The organism is Gordonia sp. UCD-TK1 (genome assembly GCF_001691435.1).
GTDB classification, from domain to species: domain Bacteria; phylum Actinomycetota; class Actinomycetes; order Mycobacteriales; family Mycobacteriaceae; genus Gordonia; species Gordonia hongkongensis.
Genome location: NZ_LZMP01000024.1, coordinates 35,726 through 56,587, shown reverse-complemented (window position 1 = coordinate 56,587; position 20,862 = coordinate 35,726). Strand labels below are relative to the sequence as shown.

The 20,862-nt window shown below is 67.6% G+C and carries 15 protein-coding genes and 1 pseudogene; 1 reads left to right on the top strand and 15 read right to left on the bottom strand.

The window, feature by feature from the left end; translation table 11 throughout:
• Window positions 1-26: 26 nt before the first annotated feature.
• Window positions 27-1,629: pseudogene (locus tag A9310_RS14165) on the top strand (alkaline phosphatase).
• A gap of 67 nt (window positions 1,630-1,696) precedes the next feature.
• On the opposite strand, the gene A9310_RS14160 reads toward A9310_RS14165, so the two are convergent.
• From A9310_RS14160 to A9310_RS14090, 15 genes are all read right to left on the bottom strand, one after another.
• Window positions 1,697-3,469 carry a penicillin-binding transpeptidase domain-containing protein gene (locus tag A9310_RS14160; RefSeq protein ID WP_065631179.1) on the bottom strand — a complete coding sequence of 591 codons (1,773 nt, stop codon included), beginning with the start codon at window positions 3,467-3,469 and terminating at the stop codon, window positions 1,697-1,699.
• A 99-nt stretch (window positions 3,470-3,568) separates the two neighbouring features.
• Window positions 3,569-4,495 carry a serine hydrolase gene (locus A9310_RS14155; RefSeq protein ID WP_065631178.1) on the bottom strand — a complete coding sequence of 309 codons (927 nt, stop codon included), beginning with the start codon at window positions 4,493-4,495 and terminating at the stop codon, window positions 3,569-3,571.
• Window positions 4,492-5,370, bottom strand: a complete 879-nt coding sequence (locus A9310_RS14150; protein WP_065631177.1) for a LysR family transcriptional regulator — start codon at window positions 5,368-5,370, stop codon at window positions 4,492-4,494. Before A9310_RS14150 ends, A9310_RS14155 begins: the two co-directional genes overlap by 4 nt.
• A 191-nt stretch (window positions 5,371-5,561) precedes the next feature.
• Complete coding sequence (gene nuoN, locus A9310_RS14145; protein WP_065631176.1) at window positions 5,562-7,349, bottom strand: NADH-quinone oxidoreductase subunit NuoN; 1,788 nt, start codon at window positions 7,347-7,349, stop codon at window positions 5,562-5,564.
• Window positions 7,349-8,953 carry an NADH-quinone oxidoreductase subunit M gene (locus A9310_RS14140; protein WP_065631175.1) on the bottom strand — a complete coding sequence of 535 codons (1,605 nt, stop codon included), beginning with the start codon at window positions 8,951-8,953 and terminating at the stop codon, window positions 7,349-7,351. Before A9310_RS14140 ends, nuoN begins: the two co-directional genes overlap by 1 nt.
• Window positions 8,950-10,863, bottom strand: coding sequence for an NADH-quinone oxidoreductase subunit L (gene nuoL / locus A9310_RS14135; RefSeq protein WP_065631174.1), 1,914 nt, complete (start codon window positions 10,861-10,863; stop codon window positions 8,950-8,952). The genes A9310_RS14140 and nuoL overlap by 4 nt, the downstream gene beginning before the upstream one ends.
• Before the next feature lie 10 nt (window positions 10,864-10,873).
• Window positions 10,874-11,173, bottom strand: coding sequence for an NADH-quinone oxidoreductase subunit NuoK (gene nuoK / locus A9310_RS14130; protein ID WP_058251017.1), 300 nt, complete (start codon window positions 11,171-11,173; stop codon window positions 10,874-10,876).
• Window positions 11,170-11,958: an NADH-quinone oxidoreductase subunit J gene (locus A9310_RS14125; RefSeq protein ID WP_065631173.1), complete on the bottom strand. Its 789-nt coding sequence runs from the start codon at window positions 11,956-11,958 to the stop codon at window positions 11,170-11,172. The genes nuoK and A9310_RS14125 overlap by 4 nt, the downstream gene beginning before the upstream one ends.
• Entirely contained in the window at window positions 11,955-12,518 is a 564-nt protein-coding gene (gene nuoI / locus A9310_RS14120; RefSeq protein ID WP_065631172.1) for an NADH-quinone oxidoreductase subunit NuoI, read from the bottom strand. The genes A9310_RS14125 and nuoI overlap by 4 nt, the downstream gene beginning before the upstream one ends.
• Complete coding sequence (gene nuoH, locus A9310_RS14115; protein ID WP_065631171.1) at window positions 12,511-13,791, bottom strand: NADH-quinone oxidoreductase subunit NuoH; 1,281 nt, start codon at window positions 13,789-13,791, stop codon at window positions 12,511-12,513. The genes nuoI and nuoH overlap by 8 nt, the downstream gene beginning before the upstream one ends.
• Window positions 13,788-16,205, bottom strand: a complete 2,418-nt coding sequence (locus A9310_RS14110) for an NADH-quinone oxidoreductase subunit G (protein WP_065631170.1) — start codon at window positions 16,203-16,205, stop codon at window positions 13,788-13,790. Before A9310_RS14110 ends, nuoH begins: the two co-directional genes overlap by 4 nt.
• Entirely contained in the window at window positions 16,202-18,265 is a 2,064-nt protein-coding gene (gene nuoF, locus A9310_RS25225) for an NADH-quinone oxidoreductase subunit NuoF (RefSeq protein WP_083207382.1), read from the bottom strand. Before nuoF ends, A9310_RS14110 begins: the two co-directional genes overlap by 4 nt.
• Complete coding sequence (gene nuoD / locus A9310_RS14100) at window positions 18,262-19,575, bottom strand: NADH dehydrogenase (quinone) subunit D (protein WP_065631169.1); 1,314 nt, start codon at window positions 19,573-19,575, stop codon at window positions 18,262-18,264. The genes nuoF and nuoD overlap by 4 nt, the downstream gene beginning before the upstream one ends.
• On the bottom strand, window positions 19,575-20,282 hold the full coding sequence (locus A9310_RS14095) for an NADH-quinone oxidoreductase subunit C (protein WP_065631168.1): 708 nt from the start codon (window positions 20,280-20,282) through the stop codon (window positions 19,575-19,577). Before A9310_RS14095 ends, nuoD begins: the two co-directional genes overlap by 1 nt.
• Window positions 20,279-20,833 carry an NADH-quinone oxidoreductase subunit B family protein gene (locus A9310_RS14090; RefSeq protein ID WP_004021558.1) on the bottom strand — a complete coding sequence of 185 codons (555 nt, stop codon included), beginning with the start codon at window positions 20,831-20,833 and terminating at the stop codon, window positions 20,279-20,281. Before A9310_RS14090 ends, A9310_RS14095 begins: the two co-directional genes overlap by 4 nt.
• Window positions 20,834-20,862 lie beyond the last annotated feature (29 nt).

Here is a 20,862-nt window from a genome sequence, read left to right as displayed (position 1 = left end):
GGAAGTGCTACGCCACGCTGGCGCCCATGGCCCGACCTCATCGAGCAGACCGTCCCACGTCCAGGCGCACGATTCTGCGGACTGCCGCTACGGGGGCGCTCCTCGTCCCGGTCGGGTCCGCGCTGGCAGCCTGCGGGTCGTCGAATCCTGGTTCGGCGACGCCCGAGTCTGGTCAGAAACCGGCCGGTCCTCACCCACGGGGTGGCCACCGGCGAGGTGACCAGCGGAGGGGCGCTGGTGTGGGCGCGGTCGGACCGGCCGGCGACCATGATCGTCGAGACCGCATCGAGCGAGTCCTTCGGCGCTGCACGGAAATTCCGCGGACCGCAGGTGACGCCCGCCGGCGACGGGACCGGCCGACTGCGGGTGGCCGGCCTGGAGCCCGGCCAGACCGTGCACTATCGCGTCACCTTCGAAGGTGAGGACGGCGCGCTCTCCGAACCGGCGACCGGAATCTTCACGACAGCTCCGGTACGAGACGGCGACATCAGGTTCCAGTGGTCCGGCGACGTGGTCGGGCAGGGGTGGGGCATCAACCCCGATATGGGCGGGATGACCATCTTCGCCACCATGGCCGACCGTGATCCGCAGTTCTTCATCCACTCCGGTGACGCCATCTACGCCGACAACCCGGTCGAGGCGACTCAGGAACAGAACGACGGCAAGACCTATCGGAACATCACCAGTCCGGCGAAGGCGCAGGTGGCGCAGACCGTCGATCAGTTTCGTGGAAACTACGCGTACAACCTGACCGACGACCACTTCCGACGCTTCGTCGGATCAGTCCCGCAACTGGTGCAGTGGGACGACCACGAGGTCGTCAACAACTGGTTCCCCGGGGAGAGTCTCGAGGGGCAGGGCCGCGAGGGATACACCGAGATGAGCGTCGACGTGTTGGCGCGCAACGGACGTCAGGCCTGGCAGGAATGGCAACCCGTCGAGATCGGTGCCTCGGATCGTCTGTACCGCAGGGTGTCATACGGTCCACTGCTCGACGTCTTCATCCTCGACATGCGCAGCCACAAGGACCCGAACCCCGATGCGTGGTCGGGGGACAACGTCGACGGCTTGCTCGGTCCGGAACAGACCCAGTGGCTCATCGACGGACTGCGGGGTTCGACGGCGACCTGGAAGATCGTCGCCAATGACCTGCCGCTGAGCATCGTCGTGGCGGACAAGAACACGACACCGCCGGACGGTCCGAAGGCAATGGAAGCGGTGGCCCAGGGTGATGCCGGCGATCCGCTTGGTCGTGAGATCGCGTTCTCCCGCATCCTGTCTCAGACGAAGAACGTCCGGAACGTGGTGTTCCTGACCGCCGATGTCCACTACACCGCCGCGATCTCCTACGAGCCTGACCGCGCCGGCTTCAAGGATTTTGCGCCGTTCTGGGAGTTCGTCGCCGGACCGTTGCACGCCGGTGCGTTCCCGGAGAGCCCGTTGGACAGCACATTCGGTGCCGAGTACCAATTCGTCCATGCACCTACCGGGTCGAATGTGTCACCGGCGGAGGGGTTTCAACACTTCGGCGAGGTGACGATCGACGGCAGGACCAAAGTGTTGAGCGTGGATCTGGTCGACGCGTCGGGCAAGACCCTGTACCGAAAGGACCTCGAGCCGGCGTCGTGACGACCCGTTGACAGAGTGCGGGATTCGTCCCGGAATCCGGTACCTTTCCCGCACTTTGCGGAAGCGCTCACTCGCTCAGCGGCCGCAGGAACTCTCCGGTCACCTCGACAGCGGGTGCGGACGACCCGCCTCCGACGACGAGCGTCGCGAACGCGAGGTCCCCGACGATGCCGGCGAACCAGCCGTGCGGGTTCTTGTTGTCGCCGTACTCCGCCGTGCCGGTCTTTCCGCCGAGACCGGGGATGTCGCGGAGTGCGGTGGCCGTGCCGCGAGTGACCGTGTCGCGCATCATGCTTCGGAGTGCACGAGTGACGTCGCCCGGGATCTGTTGCGGTTCCACGTCTCCCGTCGTGTCCCTTCCGCGAACCAGGCCGGGGGTCACGGTCTCACCGCGCGCGAGGCTCGCCTCGGCCAGGGCGAGACCGAAGGGGCTGACGGTCACCGTACCCTGACCGATGCCGTTCTCGACCCGCAACGCTGGTGAATCGGCGCGGGGCACCGACCCGGTGACGGTCGTCAGGCCCGGAACGGTGTAGTCCGCGCCGATGCCGAACCGTCGTGCCATGGCGGTGAGCGCGTCGTCGGGCAGCCTGTTCGCGAGGGCGCCCATCGTCGTGTTGCACGAGCGCGCGAAAGCTGTTGAAAGTGCCACGGTCCCGAGGTCGAAGTCGTCCTCGTTCGGGATCGTCCGACCTTCGATCGTGGTGCGGCCAGGACAGCGGACCTGTGACGTCGGTTGCACGGCTCCGGCGTCCAGTGCGGCTGCGGTCGTGATGGTCTTGAACGTCGAACCCGGAGGGTAGAGCCCGGACAGCGAGACCGATCCCGACCTGTCGGCGGCATCGTTCTGCGCGACGGCGACGATGCCTCCGGTCGACGGTTCGATGGCCACGACCATGGCAGGGCGTCGTTCGCCGTCGACGGCGAGTTGTGCTCGGGTCTGGACATCGCGATCGAGGGTCGTGTGTACCGGTGGCGTGACACCGGGTTGCGCTGAGTCGACGAGATGAGTGGGTGTGCCGTCGGCGCCGACGATCTGGACGGACCACCCCGCCGTGGCGTCGATGTGCTCGCGCCAGATCTCCTCGAGTCCCGACATCGCCGGCGAATGCAGTGCTCTGGTGGCGCTGAGCAGCGCGCCTTGCTCGCTGAGCGCGACACCCGGAATCGACTCCACCGAGCGCCGGACGCGCCGGAGATCGGACTCGCGGAGCCGGATCACCGTGTGCTGCGGCGCATTGTTGCCTGCGAAGGCCGCGCGGATACCGGCGGCGGTCATACCGGGTTCGACGGGTCGGAGGGCGCGGGCGAGCATCTCCGCCGAATCGAGTTGCGTGCGTTGCAACGCGACCAGGGTGACGGCCTGCCAGGTCATGAGCGGCCGATCGTTGGTGTCGAGGACCGGCGTCCGGTAGGCGCGATCGTCGCTGTACGAGAACGATTCCCCGGCACGGAGTTGCCGGTGCAGGACGGAGGGCTGCCACCTTATCTTCCAGTGGGAATCCGACTCGGCGAGAACGACAGAGGTCTGATACTCGACGCTCCGATCGCGGATCTGCCAGCGATGGTCGAGTGTGCCGCTGACCTCCTTGTCGTCGACCAGGTCGGCCGCGACCGAGAGCTTGGGCGTGCGGCCCATGCCATCGAACATGGCGGTGATCGCCGCGCCTGCCGCGGTCGGATCGTCGGTGAGCGCCGCGGCTCTGGTGGCATCGCCCTCCTGCAGCGCGGCCGCGAACGACCGTAGCGCGTCCTCAGGTGATTCTGAGGACAGGAAGCAACCCGACATCGTGCCCACGATCGCCATACATGCACTCACCAGTGCCCACCATCGACGCATGACCCGAGCCAACCCATCGGGACGCCGTGATGCCAAGTTTCGGCACGCGATCGGCCGATAGCGGTTCGCTATCGTCGCTGTTCCTGGTCCGGTTTCCGGTCAGTCGTCCGGTCTTCGGAGTTCGGTGACGATCACGCGGGCCACCTCTCCGATGGCGCGGTCGACCTCGGGTAGTGCCATCTCAGATCTCGCGCTCATCGTGAACACCGCGACCGCGATCGGCACTTCGCCGGGGAACTCGATGACGCCGATCTCGTTGCGAACGGCGACGAGCGTGCCCGTCTTACCCGCGACGCTCACCCGGCGGAACGGAAAGCCCGAAGCGAGGCGCGAGGTGAAGACCTGTTTCCTCATCGTCTGGCGAATGAACTCGCACGACGTCGCGGACGCTGCGCGATCGGTCCATATCGCGTCCAGCAGCGTCGTGCAGTCGCGCGGTGTCGCGGCACTGGAGTAGGCGGCGTCGTAGGCGCTGACCGAGGCGTCGAAGTCGGGATCGGCCAGGGCGGCGAACGCTTCGGCGACGGTGCTCGTGCCGGTCTCCCGCTGCAGACGTGCGTGCGATTCGGCGACACCACCGACGATGCGGGTGTGCGTGAGGCCGAGGTCGACCAGGTCGTCGTGGATCTGCGGCAGTCCGATGTGGGCGAGTATGACGTCGGCGGCGACGTTGTCCGAGACGGTCATCATCGAGGTGGCGAGGTCGCGCCAGGAAATGGTGACCGGGTCCGAGAACAGTGCGAGCCCGGTCGGGCCCTGAGCCCACCGAGTGGGATCGACCGAGATCGACGCCGTGAGATCGATGTCGCCGCGATCTGCCATGCGGCACAGGGAGACCAACACCGCGAGTTTGTAGACCGACGCGAGGACGACCGGGGTGTCGGCGTCGTGGCAGTACTCGACCGGCGTCGGCCCGATCGTCCGTACATGCACGCATCCCGAACAGCCGGCGTCGGCGAAGGTCTCGTGGACAGCGCGGTCGAGCTCGGTGCGGACCGACTCGGGCAGGGGCGCCGACGAGCTCACGTCGCCTTGCCGATCCGGTAGAGGGCGGCGGTGACGACCTCCGCCACCTCGCTGAGGCCGGGTTCGCGGTAGACGACGCGAAGGCGCAGCGCGGTGGCGTCCGGTCCGACGGTGAGACAGCGGACGGCATCGACCGCGGCGAGGACACCGCGATCGACGGTCAGCGCGAAGGCGTGCCCGGCAGCTACTGCGGCCAGTACCTGGTCGGCGGACGTCACCGGATTCAGCTGGGGGTCGAGGCCGGACTCTCGGAGCCGGTCGATCAGCTGGTCGTGCGCAGGCGGGTTGAACGACCGTGGTGTGTGGCAGAAGTGCAACCCCGCGAGTTGACGCAGGCGCGGCCGGTCGGCATCTGCTGTCGGATGCGAAGCGGGCACCACGACGGAACGCTTGAGGACGACAATCGGGCCGGTGGTCAAAGAGCCGGTGACACACGGCGCTTCGACGACCGCAAGGTCGAGTGACCCGGCCGACACCTGTTCGACGAGATTTACCGTCGAGGAGCTGACCGTGTCCTGTCCGGACGCGACCCCGGCGATGCGGCGTGCCAGCGTGGCCGTGATCGTCGGGCCGACCAGTGATGGGGTACCCCAACGCAATACCTCGGTCCACTCGTGGAGCCGACGGGCCTCGCCGACGAATCTCGAAGCGTCGTCGACGAGTAGACGTGCGCGCGGAAGCAGTTCGCGTCCGGCATCGGTGAGTTCGGCGCCGCGAGTGGTGCGTCGGATGAGCTGGAGTCCCAGCTGCTTCTCCAGGCGACGCAGACCCTGCGACACCGGCGGTTGTGTCATCTCCAGGCGGGCCGCGGCCTCGCCGAAGTGGCCCTCCTCGGCCACGGCGACGAAGAACCGCAAGTGCCTGATCAGATCCACGGGTTCCAGGATGGCATGGTTGCACCCGGGAAGGCTTCAGCTGGGAAGTGACCACACACAGCGCCTGACGTTGGGGCAGTATGCGTCGCATACCGGACCCAAATGCCCCAACTCGACGCGTGACCGTGCACGATCCTGCACAAGTCCGCAGTGGTCGACGTTTCGCTGACAGATCCGTTCCTGATCATCTGTCAGCGCAAGAACACCGCCGCCGAGTCGGCGAGGTCGAGCAGCGGTTGCGGAAAGATGCCGAGGGCCACGGTCGCGAGGGTGCACAGGGCGATACCGGTCGTCGTCAGCACACTGGGTTTGACCACGTGCGGGGCGCCGGAGGCGGGGACGTCGTCGAAGAACATGGCGACGATGATGCGGACGTAGACATAGGCGGCGATCGCGCTGCTGATGACGCCGACGACCACGAGCACGCCGCCGCCGGAGCCGGCGGCTGCGGCGAAGACATCGAACTTGGCGATGAAACCGCTGGTCAGGGGGATGCCCGCGAACGAGAGCAGGTAGACCGCGAACATGGCGCCCACCAACGGGTATCGGCGTCCCAACCCCGACCATTGGGTGAGGTCGGTGGCCTCCCGGCCGGACAGGTGCGGGTTCCGTGGGGCGGGTGTCGTGCCGTGGATGGCGGCGCTGCGAGCGGAGGACCCGGCGGCGGAGTCGGGTTCGCGGATCACCGCGACGGTCGCGAAGGCGCCCAGAGTGGTGAACGCGTAGGCGGCGAGGTAGAAGAGCGTGGCGCCGAGACCGGCCTCGTCGAAGGCGATCAGGCCGAGCAGGATGAACCCGGCGTGTGCGATGGACGAGTACGCGAGCATCCGTTTCACGTCGTTCTGGGTCACCGCCATCACCGAGGCGATGACCATCGAGGCGATCGCCACCGCCCACAACGCGGGTTCCCACTGCTCGCGGAGCCCCTCGAAGCCGACGTAGAACACGCGCAGCAGCGCCCCGAAGGCGGCGACCTTGGTCGCTGCGGCCATGAACGCGGTGACCGGCGTCGGCGCGCCCTGGTAGACATCGGGAATCCACGAATGGAACGGCACTGCACCCACTTTGAAGAGCAGGCCCACGGCGAGCAGTGCCAGCCCGATGAGGGCCAGCGTGGTGTCGCCACCGCTGTCGGCAGTCGCGGAGATCGACGCACCGATCGTCGAGAGGTTGAGCGAACCGGTGGCGCCGTAGACGAATGCCGAACCGAACAGGAAGAACGCCGACGAGAACGCGCCCAGCAGGAAGTACTTCAGCGAGGCCTCCTGCGAGATGAGGCGCCGTCGCCGCGCAAGTCCACACAGTAGGTACAACGGGAGCGAGAACACCTCCAGCGCCACGAACATCGTGAGCAGGTCGCCGCATGCCGGGAACAGCATCATCCCACCCACCGCGAGCAGTGCCAGGGGAAAGACCTCGGTGGTGACCGCGCCGGCGCGGGTGGCCTCGAACTCGGCGTCGGTGTTGGGCACCGACGCCCCGGACGGGGTGAACATGTCGGCGTCGACGCCACCGCCGGCCGGGCCGCCGTTGGTGATGCCGTTGCCGGTCGACGGTCCATCCGGTCCGCCGACCCCGGCGAGCTTGCGCATCGTCACCGGCGCCACGACCCGCTCGAGGCGACGCTCGGCCATGAACCCGACCGCGACGATCGCGATGATCAGCAGCAGCCCTTGCAGATACAGGGTCGGGCGGTCGATCACGACCGCGCCGGACATCGCGAACTCGCCGTTCGCGCCATCGTGCGTCTGCGCGATCGTCACCGTGACCAGCGCGGCGAGGCCGATGATCAGTGCGCCCAGTGAGAGCGACAGTTGCAGTGGGTATCGCAGTCGGATGGGCGCGAAGGCTTCGACGAGCACCCCGATGACGCCGGCGCCGAACACGATGAGCATCGGCGACAGTGACGCGTATTCGACGCTGGGGGTGGCGATGGCGGCGAGCGTCATCGGACCGTCGGTGAGGGTTGTCGGGTTCATCAGTTGCCCTCCGCATCCGGTTCGGCCACCGCTGGTTCGGGCGCCTCGACGCCGACTGTGGTGAGAGTTGCCTGCACTGCGGGATCGATCAGGTCGATCATCGGCTTCGGGTACACCCCCAGCGCGATGAGCAGCGCGAGCAACGGGGCGACGACCACCAGTTCACGTCCCGCCAGGTCGCGCATCGACGATCCTCGGACATCAGGTGCGTTCGGTGGCCCGCCCATCATGCGCTGATAGGTCCACAGGATGTAGATCGCCGAGAGGACGAGCGCCGAACAGGCGACCACTGCGGCGACCGGATAGCGGGTGAATGTGCCGATGAGGACCAGGAACTCGCTGATGAACGGTGCGAGACCGGGGAGGGAGAGAGTGGCGAGTCCGGCGACGAGGAAGGTGCCCGCGAGGACCGGCGCGACCTTCTGTACCCCGCCGTAATCGGCGATCAAGGTGCTCCCGCGCCGGGACACCAGGAACCCGGCGATGAGGAACAGTGCGGCGGTCGAGATCCCGTGGTTGACCATGTAGAGGGCGGAGCCGGTCTGGCCCTGATCGGTCATCACGAAGATGCCGAGGATGATGAAGCCGAAGTGGGAGATCGACGTATAGGCGATCAGCCGCATCACGTCGGTCTGGCCGATCGCCAGCACCGCGCCGTAGACGATGCTGACCACCGCCAGCCCACAGACGAGCGGCGCGAAGTACTGTGACGCGTCCGGGAACAGCTGCATGCAGAATCGCAGCATCGCGAAGGTCCCGACCTTGTCCATCACGGCCATCATCAGTACCGCCGAGGCCGGAGTCGCCGCGACCGCGGCGTCGGGCAGCCACGAATGCAGCGGCCACAGCGGCGCCTTGACCGCGAACGCGAACAGGAAGCCGAGGAAGAGCAGCTTGGCCAGTCCGGTCGAGTCGTCGATCTGTCCGCTCGCGACAGCGGCGGCGATGTCCGGCAGTGCGAAGGTTCCGCCACCGTCCGCGCCGACGCCGTTCTGGGCGGTCACCACGTAGAGTCCGATCACCGCGGCCAGCAGAACGAGGCCACCGAAGAGGTTGTACAGCAGAAACTTCACCGCGGCCGCCGACCGGTTGGGTCCGGTGCCGAACCCGCCGATCAGGAAGTACATCGGGATGAGCATCGCCTCGAAGAAGATGTAGAACAGCAGCACGTCGAGCGCGACGAAGCTCATCAGCACCATCGCCTCGGTCGCGAGGAACAGCGCCAGATAGATGTGCGGGCCCTTCTGTGCGCGGCCGCCCGAATTGTCCAGCGAGCCCGACGATTCGACGTCGCGCCAGCCGGCGACGAGCAGAAGTGGCAGGAGCGCGGCGGTCAGCAGTATCAAGACCAGCCCGATGCCGTCGAGCCCCAATCCGTACCGCGTACCCAACGCCGGTATCCAGCTGACGTCCTCCACGAACTGGTACCGCTCGCCGTCCGGATCGAAACCGATCGCGAGACCGATCGACAGGGCGAGAACGGCCACGGACACCACGAGCGCGAACCACTTCGCCGCGGTCACCCGATGTGCCGGGACTGCGAGGACGAGCGCGGCGCCGACCGCGGGCGCGACCCAGAGGACGGTCAGCCAGGGGATGCTCACAGGACGTTCACCGCCATCACCAGGGCGACGATCACGGTGGTGCCGGCGAACATCGACAGGGCATAGGACCGGACATATCCGTTCTGCCACCCGCGTATTCGTCGCGACGCGCCGGTCACAGCATCACCGACGCCGCTGGTGAGCGCGTCGACGCCGTCGGACTCGACTGCGACGAGGCCGGCGGTGACCCGCTGACCCGGCCGCATCAGCAGCTCTTCGTTGACGGCGTCGCCGTACAGATCGCGTCGGGCGGCGACAGTGAGCACGGACACGTCCTCGGGTGCGGTCACCGGCACCGGCCGAGTCGCGTATCGACGATAGGCGACAGCCACGCCGACGGCGACCACGAGCAGGATGATCGCCGTCATGGCCCACACCGGGACGAGATGGTGCTCGGTGTGTTCTCCGACAACGGGTTCGAGCCACGTCTCCAGCGATCCGCCGATGGCCAGAAGGCCGCCCGAGGCAACGGAGCCGAGCGCGATCAGGATCATCGGGCCGGTCATGACACGCGGCGACTCGTGCGGGTGAGGTGCCGGCGCGTGCGTGCCGTCGTGCCAACGCTTGTTGCCGAAGAAGGTGAGCAACATGACCCGGGTCATGTAGAACGCGGTGATCCCGGCGCCGAGAAGTGCGGCGCCACCGAGGATCAGACCTTTCGCTCCACCCGCTCCGAACGCGGCCTCGATGATGTGATCCTTCGAGTAGAAGCCCGCGAACGGCGGCACACCGATGATCGCGAGATACCCGACACCGAAGGTGACGAACGTGATCGGCATGAGGGTGCGCAATCCGCCGTAGCGGCGCATGTCGGTCTCGTCGTTCATCCCGTGCATCACCGATCCCGCACCGAGGAACAGCCCCGCCTTGAAGAAGCCGTGGGTGAGCAGGTGCATGATGGCGAACGCGTAACCCGCCGGACCGAGCCCGGCGGCCAGGACCATGTACCCGATCTGGCTCATCGTCGACGCGGCGAGCGCCTTCTTGATGTCGTCCTTCGCGCAACCGATGACGGCGCCGAACAGCAGGGTGACCGCGCCGACGACCACGACCCCGACCTGGGCGGCGGGGGCGAGGTCGAAGATCGGGCCCGAGCGCACGATGAGGTAGACGCCTGCGGTCACCATGGTCGCGGCGTGGATCAGCGCCGACACCGGCGTCGGGCCCTCCATCGCGTCGCCCAGCCACGACTGCAGCGGCACCTGCGCCGACTTGCCGCATGAGGCGAGAAGAAGCACGAAACCCAGTGCGGTGAGTGTCGTCTCGCCCGCCTGGGAGGCACCGTCGAACACCGCGGTGAAGGCCACTGAGCCAAAGGTGGCGAACATGATCATCAGGGCGACAGCGAGTCCGATGTCGCCGACCCGGTTGACGACGAATGCCTTCTTGGCCGCGGTGGCCGCCGACGGCTTGTGCTGCCAGAAACCGATCAGCAGGTACGACGCGAGTCCGACGCCTTCCCAGCCGAGGTAGAGACCCAGGTAGTTGTCGGCCAGGACCAGGACGAGCATGGCCGCGAGAAACAGGTTGAGGTAGGCGAAGAACCGGCGACGATCCGGATCGTGCTGCATGTAGCCGATCGAATAGACGTGGATGAGCGAGCCGACGCCGGTGATCAGCAGGACGAAGCACATCGACAGCTGGTCGAGGAGAAACCCGAAGTCGACCTGGAGCTCGCCCACCGGTACCCAACTGAACAGGACGTCCGACACGACGCGGTCGTCGGCAGATCGGGACACCATGCCGATGAACATGATCAGCGCCACCGCGAACGACGCGATCGCGAGGCCCGTCCCGAGCAAATGCCCCCACCGGTCCGTGGCGCGACCACCGAGAAGGAGGATCGCCGCACCCAGAAGCGGCAGAGCCGGTATCAGCCAGAGCAATGACGCAGTGAGTTCGGCGTTCACCAATCCTCCTCTACCTCTTCAGCAGATCCGCGTCGTCGACCGACGCCGAGCGGCGTGATCGGAAGATGGTCATGATGATCGCCAGCCCGACCACCACTTCCGCCGCGGCGACGACCATCGTGAAGAACGCGATGACCTGGCCGTCGAACGACTGGTTCATCCGGGCGAAGGTGACGAAGGCGAGGTTGGCCGCATTGAGCATGAGCTCGACGCACATGAACACGACGATCGCGTTGCGTCGCAGCAGTACTCCGGCCGCGCCGATGGTGAACAGCAGCGCTGCGAGGTAGAGGTAGTTCTCCGGGTTCACCGGTCGGTCCCCGGGTCGTCGGCCGGGCGGGTGCGGAGTGTCCGCGCGGCCAGGATGGCGTTGACCGACAGGTCCGACGGCGACCCGTCGGGCAGACGGGCCGGCACGTCGACCGCGTTGTGTCGCGCGTAGACCCCGGGTGTCGGCAGYGGGGTCAGGTTGACCCCACTGCGGAACCGCGCCTGCGACAGTTCTTTCTGGGTGAGTCGGGGGCCGAAACGCTCCCGGTGCGCGAGCACCATGGCGCCGAGCGTGGCGGCGATGAGGAGGGCCCCGGTGAGCTCGAACGCCCACAGGTAGCGGACGAAAATCAGCTCGGCGATGGCCTCCACACCGGCGTCGCTCTGCGCGGCCACGACGCCGGGGTTGGTGGCACCGGTGACGACACCGACGGTGGCGCTGCCGATCCCGGCGATCAACAGGATCCCGAAGCCGACACCGAGCAACACCGCGGACAGTCGCTGGCCGCGCAGGGTCTCCCGCAGTGAGTCCGACGAGTCGACGCCGATCAGCATGATGACGAACAGGAACAGCATCATCACCGCACCGGTGTACACGACCACCTGCACCACGCCCAGGAACAGCGCCCCCTGCGCGACGTAGAAGACGGCCAGCACGATCATCGTGGTGGCCAGGAAGATCGCCGAGTAGACGGCCTTGGTGGCGAAGACGACACCCAGCGCACCGGCAACCGCGACGGCCCCGAGAACCCAGAACTGGATCGCCTCACCGGTGGAGGTGCGCACCACCTCGTCGGCGAGCCACAGGGTGCCACCGGGAGTCATGACCGCGGCTCGCGTTTGGTCGGGACAGTCGGATCGGGCAGGGTCACGCGGCCGTCGGCGGTCACCTCGCCCCGGTAGTAGTTCTCCTCGGTGGAGCCCGGCGCCATCTCGTGCGGCGGCGCGTCGACGCCGGGTTGTAGCGGCGCCAGCAGACGGTCCTTCTCGTAGATGAGGTCGGCGCGATTGTCATCGGCGAGTTCGTAGTCGTTGGTCATCGTGAGCGCGCGCGTGGGGCACGCCTCGATGCAGAGCCCGCAACCGATGCACCGCAGATAGTTGATCTGGTAGACGCGCCCGTACCGTTCGCCGGGCGAGTAGCGCTCGTCGGGTGTGTTGTCGGCGCCCTCCACATAGATGGCGTCAGCCGGGCACGCCCACGCGCACAGCTCGCACCCGATGCACTTCTCGAGACCGTCGGGGTGCCGATTCAATTGATGGCGACCGTGATAGCGCGCTGCGGTCGGCCGTTTCTGCTCGGGGTACTGCTCGGTGATCGTGGGTTGGAACATGCCGCCGAAGGTGACGCGCAATCCGCTCACCGGTTTCAGGAAGTCAGGCATCGGTGGTCTCCCTCACGGTGCTGGGCATCGGCGGCACAGGGAATCCGCCGGCCATCGGGTCGAACTCGTCGGGTGCGGCGGACGGGTCTGCGGAGTCCTGCGTCGGGTCCGGGATGTCGGGGACCCGCATCAACCGCCACACCGCGTAGGCGATGAGCCCGGTGACGACGAGTCCGGCGCCGGCGGAGACCAGCGCGCGGGTGAGGTCGGCGTCCTCGCCGGCGAAGGCGGCGCGGATGATCGCGACGACCATCACCCAGGTGAGGGAGATGGGGATCAGGACCTTCCAGCCCAGGTTCATGAACTGGTCGTACCGCAGGCGCGGCAGACTGGTTCGCAGCCAGATGAACACGAACAGGAACGCCCACACCTTGAGCGTGAACCAGAGGACGGGCCACCAACCGGTGTTCGCCCAGTCGAACGTGCTCAGCGGCCACGGCGCCTGCCAACCGCCGAGGAACAGCGTGGTGGCGAGCGCGGAGACGGTGACCATGTTGATGTACTCGGCGAGCATGAACATGGCGAACTTCAACGACGAGTACTCGGTGTGGAACCCGCCGACCAGCTCACCCTCGGCCTCGGGCAGATCGAAAGGCGCGCGGTTGGTCTCGCCGACCATCGAGATGGCGTAGATGACGAACGAGGGCAGCAGCAGCAACACGTACCAGTGGTGTTCCTGGGCGGCAACGATTCCCGACGTCGACATGGTCGTGGCGTCGAGGAACACCGCGGCGAAGGTGAGTCCCATGGCGATCTCGTACGAGATGACCTGTGCCGTCGAGCGGAGTCCGCCGAGCAGCGGATAGGTCGAGCCCGACGACCAGCCGGCCAGCACGATCCCGTAGACACCCACCGACGTGACCGCCAGGACATACAGCACCCCGACGGGGAGATCGGTGAGCTGCAACGGAGTCTGGTGACCGAAGACCGACACCATCGGCCCGAACGGGATGACCGCGAAGGCCATCACCGCCGGGACGACCGCGATGATCGGTGCCAGCAGATAGATCACCTTGTCGACGCCGGTGGGGATGATCCCCTCCTTGAGTGCGAGTTTCACGCCGTCGGCAAGGCTCTGCAAGATTCCCTTGGGGCCGACCCGATTCGGCCCGAGGCGGGTCTGCATGCGTGCCATGATCTTTCGCTCGAGCAGGATGGCGATGAGCGGATTGAGCACAAGGAACACGAACACGGCCAGCGCCTTGGCGACGACGAGCCAGATCGGGTCCTGGCCGAAGTCGTCGAGGGTCGGGAAGTCGGTGGCGAGGTTCACGCGGCACCCCCTGCGGCGTCGGTGGCGTCGACCGGGGCCGGCGCGAGGGCCACGAGGTCACCCTCCTGCGCGCGAAGCGTGGCGTGGACGTGCGAGCCGGGAGAGAACAGCGGGAGCCAGACGACCCGATCCGGCATGTCGGTGATCTCCACCGGCAGAACGATGGCGCCGTCGGCGGTGCTGACGCGCAGGAGGTCGCCCGACCCGACACCGGCTTCGGCGGCGGTCGACGGCGCGAGCCGGGCCACCGGCGGGCGGGCGGTGCCGGCGAGGTGCGGTTCCCCGTCTTGCATCCGGCCGTCGTCGAGCAGCGTGTGCCACCCCGCCAGCACCGCCTGGCCGGCAGCCGGGTCGGGCTGGGGCCTGTCAGCGGCGTCGATGGGGGCCCGCCGGCCGGACCATGCGCCGATGCGTCGCAGGTCGATGTGGATGGTCGGGACGTCGGCGCACCGCAGGTCGACACCCATCTGCCGGGCGATCGCGTCAAGGATGCGGTGGTCGGACAGGTGGCCCGAGTCCGTCAGGGCGGTGGTGAAGCTCCGCGGGCGGCCCTCCCAGTCGACGAACGTGCCCTCCTTCTCCGCGACGGCAGCCACCGGGAAGACCACGTTCGCGCAGCGTGTGGCGGCGCTGCGGCGTTGCTCGAGGCTGACGACGAACGGTGCGGCGGTCAGCGCCTCGGTCGCCGCGACGGGGTCGGGGAGGTCGTCGACGTCGACGCCGCCGATCACCAGCGAGAGCCCGTGATAGCGCGCGGCGTCGATGATCCCGGCGGTGTCGCGTCCGGGCCGCGGGGCGAGATCGGTGCCCCAGATCTCCGACACCGCCGTACGGGCGTCCTCGTCGTCGAGTGGCCGGCCGCCGGGTAGCAGGCCCGGCAAGGCGCCCGCTTCGAGCGCGCCTCGTTCGCCGGCGCGGCGCGGAATCCAGGCCAGCCGGGCGCCGGTGCGGTCGGCCAGTGCCGCGACTGCGGCCAACGCGCCGGGCCGGGTGGCCAGCCGTTCACCGACGAGGATGACCGAGCCGGCGGGCCGCAGGTGCGCGGTCACCTCCTCCGATTGCAGCACCTGTGCCTCGCTGCCGGGAACGGACCGGAAGACCGCGGCGTCGAGTTTGGTGGCGCCGCGGCTCGCGAACGGGGCGACCGTCGCGACGCGCTGCCCGGCGGTGCGTACTGCCCGCCGGAGACGGAGGAAGACGATCGGGGACTCTTCCTCGGGTTCGAAACCGGCGAGCAGCACCGCGGGTGCGGCGGACAGGTCGTCGTAGGTGGTCGCGAGTCCGTGACCGGCGATACGCGCGGCGAGGAAGGCGGCCTCCTCGGTGCTGTGGCTTCGGGCGCGGAAGTCGATGTCGTTGGTGTGCAACACGGTTCGCGCGAAGCGGGAGTACGCGTAGGCGTCCTCCACGGTCAACCGGCCACCCGTGAGTACACCGACGTTGCCCGGTGAACGGGTCAATCCCTCGGCCGCCGCGCGCACGGCGTCGGCCCACGACACCTCACGGAGATCGCCGTGCCGGTCCCGGACGAGCGGGGCGGTGATCCGGTCGGGCGACGACGTGTAGGCGAACGCCCATCGCCCCTTGTCGCAGTTCCACTCCGAGTTGACCTCGGGATCGTCACCGGCCAGCCGGCGCAGCACCTTTCCACGGCGGTGATCGGTGCGCTGGGCGCATCCACTCGCACAGTGTTCGCACACGCTCGGCGTCGACACCAGGTCGAACGGCCGGGCGCGGAACCGGTACTGCGCCCCCGTCAGCGCACCGACGGGGCAGATCTGCACGGTGTTGCCGGAGAAGTAGGAGTCGAACGGTTCGTCGGCGTAGATGCTGACCTGTTGTAGCGCACCGCGATCCGCGAGCTCGATGAGCGGATCACCCGCGACCTGTGTGGAGAACCGGGTGCAGCGGGCACACAACACACATCGCTCCCGGTCGAGCAGGACCTCCGACGACAACGGGACCGGCTTGGTGAAGGTCCGCTTGACGCCGTCGAACCGCGACTCGGAACGGCCGGCCGACATCGCCTGGTTCTGCAGCGGGCACTCACCGCCCTTGTCGCATACCGGGCAGTCCAGCGGGTGGTTGATCAGGAGGAGTTCCATCACCCCGCGTTGCGCTCCCGCCGCGATCTCCGAGCTGAGCTGCGTCCGCACCACCATCCCCTCGGTGGCCACCGTCGTGCATGATGCGAGCGGTTTGCGCTGCCCCTCGACCTCGACGAGACACTGCCGGCAGGCACCGACCGGTTCGAGGAGCGGATGGTCGCAGAAGCGCGGGATCATGATGCCGATCTGTTCGGCCGCGCGGATCACCAACGTGCCCTTGGGTACCCGGACGGCGCGACCGTCGATGGTGATGCCGACCAGGTTGTCGGTCGCGGCCGCCGGGTCGCTCCCGTGGGTGAGTGTCATCGGACGCCTCCTGCCCAGACGGTCGAGCGTGAATGGTCGAACGGGCACCCGTGGTCGAGGTGGGCGAGGTACTCGTCGCGGAAGTACTTCAGCGACGACACGATCGGGCTGCCCGCTCCGTCCCCGAGCGCGCAGAACGACTTCCCGACGATGCTGTTGGTGACATCGGCGAGGGTGTCGAGGTCCGCGGCGGTTCCGCCCTCGTGCTCCAGCCGGTGCAGCAGTTGCACCAGCCAGTACGTGCCCTCGCGGCACGGGGTGCATTTGCCGCAGGACTCGTGTTCGTAGAACTCCGTCCACCGCAGGACCGCGCCGACGACACAGGTCGTCTCGTCGAAGATCTGCAGGGCCTTGGTGCCCAGCATCGAACCGGCCGCGCCGACGCCCTCGTAGTCGAGCGGGACGTCGAGGTGCTCCGGCGTCAGGAGTGGTGTCGACGACCCGCCCGGTGTCCAGAACTTCAGCTCGTGCCCGGCGCGCACCCCGCCCGCCCGGTCGAGTAGTTGCCGTAACGAAACCCCAAGTGGCGCTTCGTATTGTCCGGGACGCGTCACATGACCCGACAGCGAGTAGAGGGTGAACCCGGGTGACTTCTCGGTGCCCATGGACCGGAACCAGTCGACGCCGTTGCGGATGATCGCCGGGACGCTCGCGATCGACTCCACGTTGTTCACGACCGTCGGACTCGCGTACAGTCCGGCAACCGCCGGGAAGGGCGGGCGCAGACGCGGTTGTCCCCGCCGGCCCTCGAGCGAATCGAGCAGGGCGGTTTCCTCGCCGCAGATGTAGGCGCCCGCGCCGGCGTGGACGACCAGTTCGAGATCGAAGCCGGATCCCAGGATGTCCGTGCCGAGGTAGCCTGCGGCGTAGGCCTCGTCGACGGCGGTGCGCAGTCGACGGAGAACCGAGGCGACTTCGCCGCGCACGTAGATGAACGCGTGGTGCGCGCGGATGGCATACGCCGCGATGATCACGCCTTCGACGAGCGTGTGGGGCGACGCGAGCATCAGCGGCATGTCCTTGCACGTGCCCGGCTCGGATTCGTCGGCGTTGACCACGAGATAGTGCGGGACCGACGGGTCGGTCTGCGTGGAATCCTGCTGGGGAATGAACGACCACTTCATCCCGACCGGGAAGCCCGCGCCGCCTCGGCCACGGAGACCGGAGGCCTTGACCGTCTCGATGATGTCGTCGGGGGGAGTGGTCAGTGCGGTCGACAACGCTCGATAACCGTTGTGGCGCAGATAGTTGTCCAGGGTCCAGGATTGCGGCTCGGCCCAGTGGCGGGAGAGGATCGGGGTCTCGGGGGGTTCTGGTTCGGGGGTGGGTTGTGGTGGCTGGGAGGTGGTTTCGACTCGGCTCCTCGCTCCGCTCGGTGCCGGCTCAACCAGCGGAGGACGGGCCCCGGCGAGGTCGCGTTCGGTCTCGCGGAACGATCGCACGGGGCCGGTACCGCGAGCCGGGGTGACCTCGACACCGGCGCGAAGGTCCTCGATGAGCTCGATGGTCGACTCCGGGGTCTGGTCGTCGAAGAACTCCCAGTTGACCATCACCACCGGCGCGAAGTCGCAGGCCGCATTGCATTCGACGTGTTCGACGGTGATGCGGTGGTCGGCCGTCGTGTCCCCGGGTTCCACGCCCAGGTGCTCGCAGACCGAACGGAGGATCTCGTCGCCACCCAGGGTCGCGCACAGAGTGTTCGTGCAGACCCCGACGAGGTACTCGCCGGTGGGTGTGCGCCGGTACATGGAGTAGAAGGTGGCGACCGAGGCCACCTGTGCGGGGGTCAGATCCAGCTGTGCGGCACAGAATTCGATGCCGGCACGTGTGAGTCGGCCGTCGTGGGACTGCACCAGGTGCAGCAGCGGCAGCAGCGCCGACCGCGCCTGCGGATAGCGCGCGATGATCGGAAGCGCTTCTGCGGTCAGCTGTTCGATGACCTCGTCGGGGTAACCGGCCGGGCCGTCGAAGGTGATCGGTGGGACGGGTGCTCCGTGCGCCGGCGCCGACCCCTCCGGCGGGGGTGCGGTGCTCAGGTCCACGAACACGGGATCGGTCATCGGTCCACGCCTCCCATCACGGGGTCGATGCTGGCCACCGCCGTGATGACGTCGGCCACCATCCCCCCTTCGCACATCGCCGCGACGGCCTGCAGATTCGTGAACGACGGGTCGCGGAAGTGGACGCGGTACGGCCGAGTGCCGCCGTCGCTGACCATGTGCACGCCGAGCTCGCCCCGCGGTGATTCGACGGCGACGTAGCACTGGCCGGCCGGGACGCGCATCCCCTCGGTGACGAGTTTGAAGTGGTGGATGAGGGCTTCCATGGAGGTGCCCATGATCCGGGCGATGTGCTCGGGCGAGTTGCCCAGTCCGTCCGGTCCGAGCGCGAGGTCGGCCGGCCAGGCGAGCTTGCGGTCGGCGACCATCACCGGCCCCGGCCGGAGCCGTTCCAGGCACTGCTCCACGATGCGGATCGACTCGCGCATCTCGCGCACGCGGATCAGGTAGCGGCCGTAGGAGTCGCAGGTGTCCTCGGTGATGACGTCGAACTCGTAGTTCTCGTAGCCGCAGTACGGCTCGGCGCGGCGCAGGTCGTGGGGGTAGCCGGTGGACCGCAGCACCGGACCGGTGATCCCGAGTGCCATGCAACCGGTGAGGTCGAGATAACCGACGCCCTGGGTCCGCGCCTTCCAGATGTAGTTGTCGTTCAGCAGGTCTCCGAGTTCGTCCAGGCGGCCGGGGAGCTGTCGGATGACCTCGGCGACCCGGTCGATGCCATCCTCCGGCAGGTCCTGTGCGACACCTCCGGGGCGGATGTAGGCGTGGTTCATCCGCAGGCCGGTGATGAGTTCGAAGAGGTCGAGAATCATCTCCCGCTCGCGGAAACCGAGGAACATCGCCGTCACGGCACCGAGTTCCATTCCGCCGGTGGCCAGCGCGACGAGATGGCTGGAGATGCGGTTGAGCTCCATCAGCATCACCCGGATGACGGTGGCGCGTTCCGGGATGTCGTCGGTGATACCGAGGAGCTTCTCCACGCCGAGACAGTAGGCGGTCTCGTTGAAGAACGGTGACAAGTAGTCCATCCGGGTGACGAACGTGACGCCCTGCGTCCAGTTGCGGTACTCGAGGTTTTTCTCGATCCCGGTGTGCAGGTAGCCGATTCCGCAGCGGGCCTCGGTGACGGTCTCGCCTTCGATCTCGAGGATCAGGCGCAGGACGCCGTGCGTCGACGGGTGTTGCGGACCCATGTTGACGACGATGCGTTCGTCTCCCGGTTGCTGCTCGGCGCGGGTACGGACGTCGGACACGATCGAGTCCCAGTCCTGTCCCGACACGGTGTAGGTGTGCGTATGGGTGTCGGTCATCAGTTGTACGACCTCCTCCGGTCCGGCGGGTCGACGCGGGTTCCCTTGTATTCCACCGGGACTCCGCCGAGCGGGTAGTCCTTGCGCTGGGGGTGGCCCTCCCAGTCGTCGGGCATCTCGATCCGGGTCAGTGAGCGATGGCCGTCGAAGACGATGCCGAAGAAGTCGTAGGTCTCGCGTTCGTGCCAGTCATTGGTGGGGTAGATGTCGCAGATGCTCGGGATGTGCGGGTCGGCATCGGGCGCCGCGACCTCGAGACGGACGCGACGCCCGTGGGTCAGGGAGGCCAGCGGATAGATGGCATGGAGTTCGCGGCCCGGGTCGCCGGGATAGTGGACCCCGCTCACGCCGAGGCAGAGTTCGAATCGCAACGCGGGCGCGTTGCGCAGAGTCAGTGCGACGGCGGGAAGGTGCTGTCGTACAACGTGGATGGTCATCTCGCCCCGGAAGACCACGACCTTCTCGATCGCGTCGTCGTAGCCGTCGCCCATCTCGTGGAGCAGACAGTCGGCGATTTCGTCGAAATACCCGCCGTAGGGTCGGGACGTACTGGGCGGCAGCGTGACCGGCCGGACCAGGCCGCCGTACCCCGACGTGTCGCCGGTTCCGGGCGGACCGAACAACCCGTGTCGGACGCCGATCTGCTCCGCGTCGTGCGGTGGGGGTGCCGGGTTCTCGGGGTCCTGATGGCCTGCGGGCGTGGTCATCGGAGCAACCCCTTCAGCTCGATCGTCGGGGTGGCCTGGAGGGCGGCACGTTCGGCCGCCCAGATGGCCTCCTCGCGATTGACACCGAGCGGCATCTCCTGGATCTTCTCGTGCAGCTTCAGGATGGCGTGCAGCAACATCTCCGGGCGTGGCGGGCAGCCCGGCAGGTAGATGTCGACAGGGACCACGTGATCGACGCCCTGGACGATCGCGTAGTTGTTGAACATCCCGCCCGACGACGCGCAGACCCCCATGGCGAGAACCCATTTGGGTTCCGGCATCTGGTCGTAGATCTGACGGAGGACGGGGGCCATCTTCTGGCTGACGCGGCCGGCGACGATCATGAGATCGGCCTGTCGCGGCGACGCCCGGAACGCCTCCATGCCGAACCGGGCGAGGTCGTACCGTCCCGAGGTGGTGGCCATCATCTCGATGGCGCAGCAGGCCAGCCCGAAAGTCGCCGGCCAGAGCGAGCCCTTGCGCATGAACCCGGCCAGATCCTCGACGGTACTCAGCAGGAATCCGCTGGGGAGTCGTTCCTCGAGTCCCATGGGTGACCTCCTTGCCGTATCGGATCGGT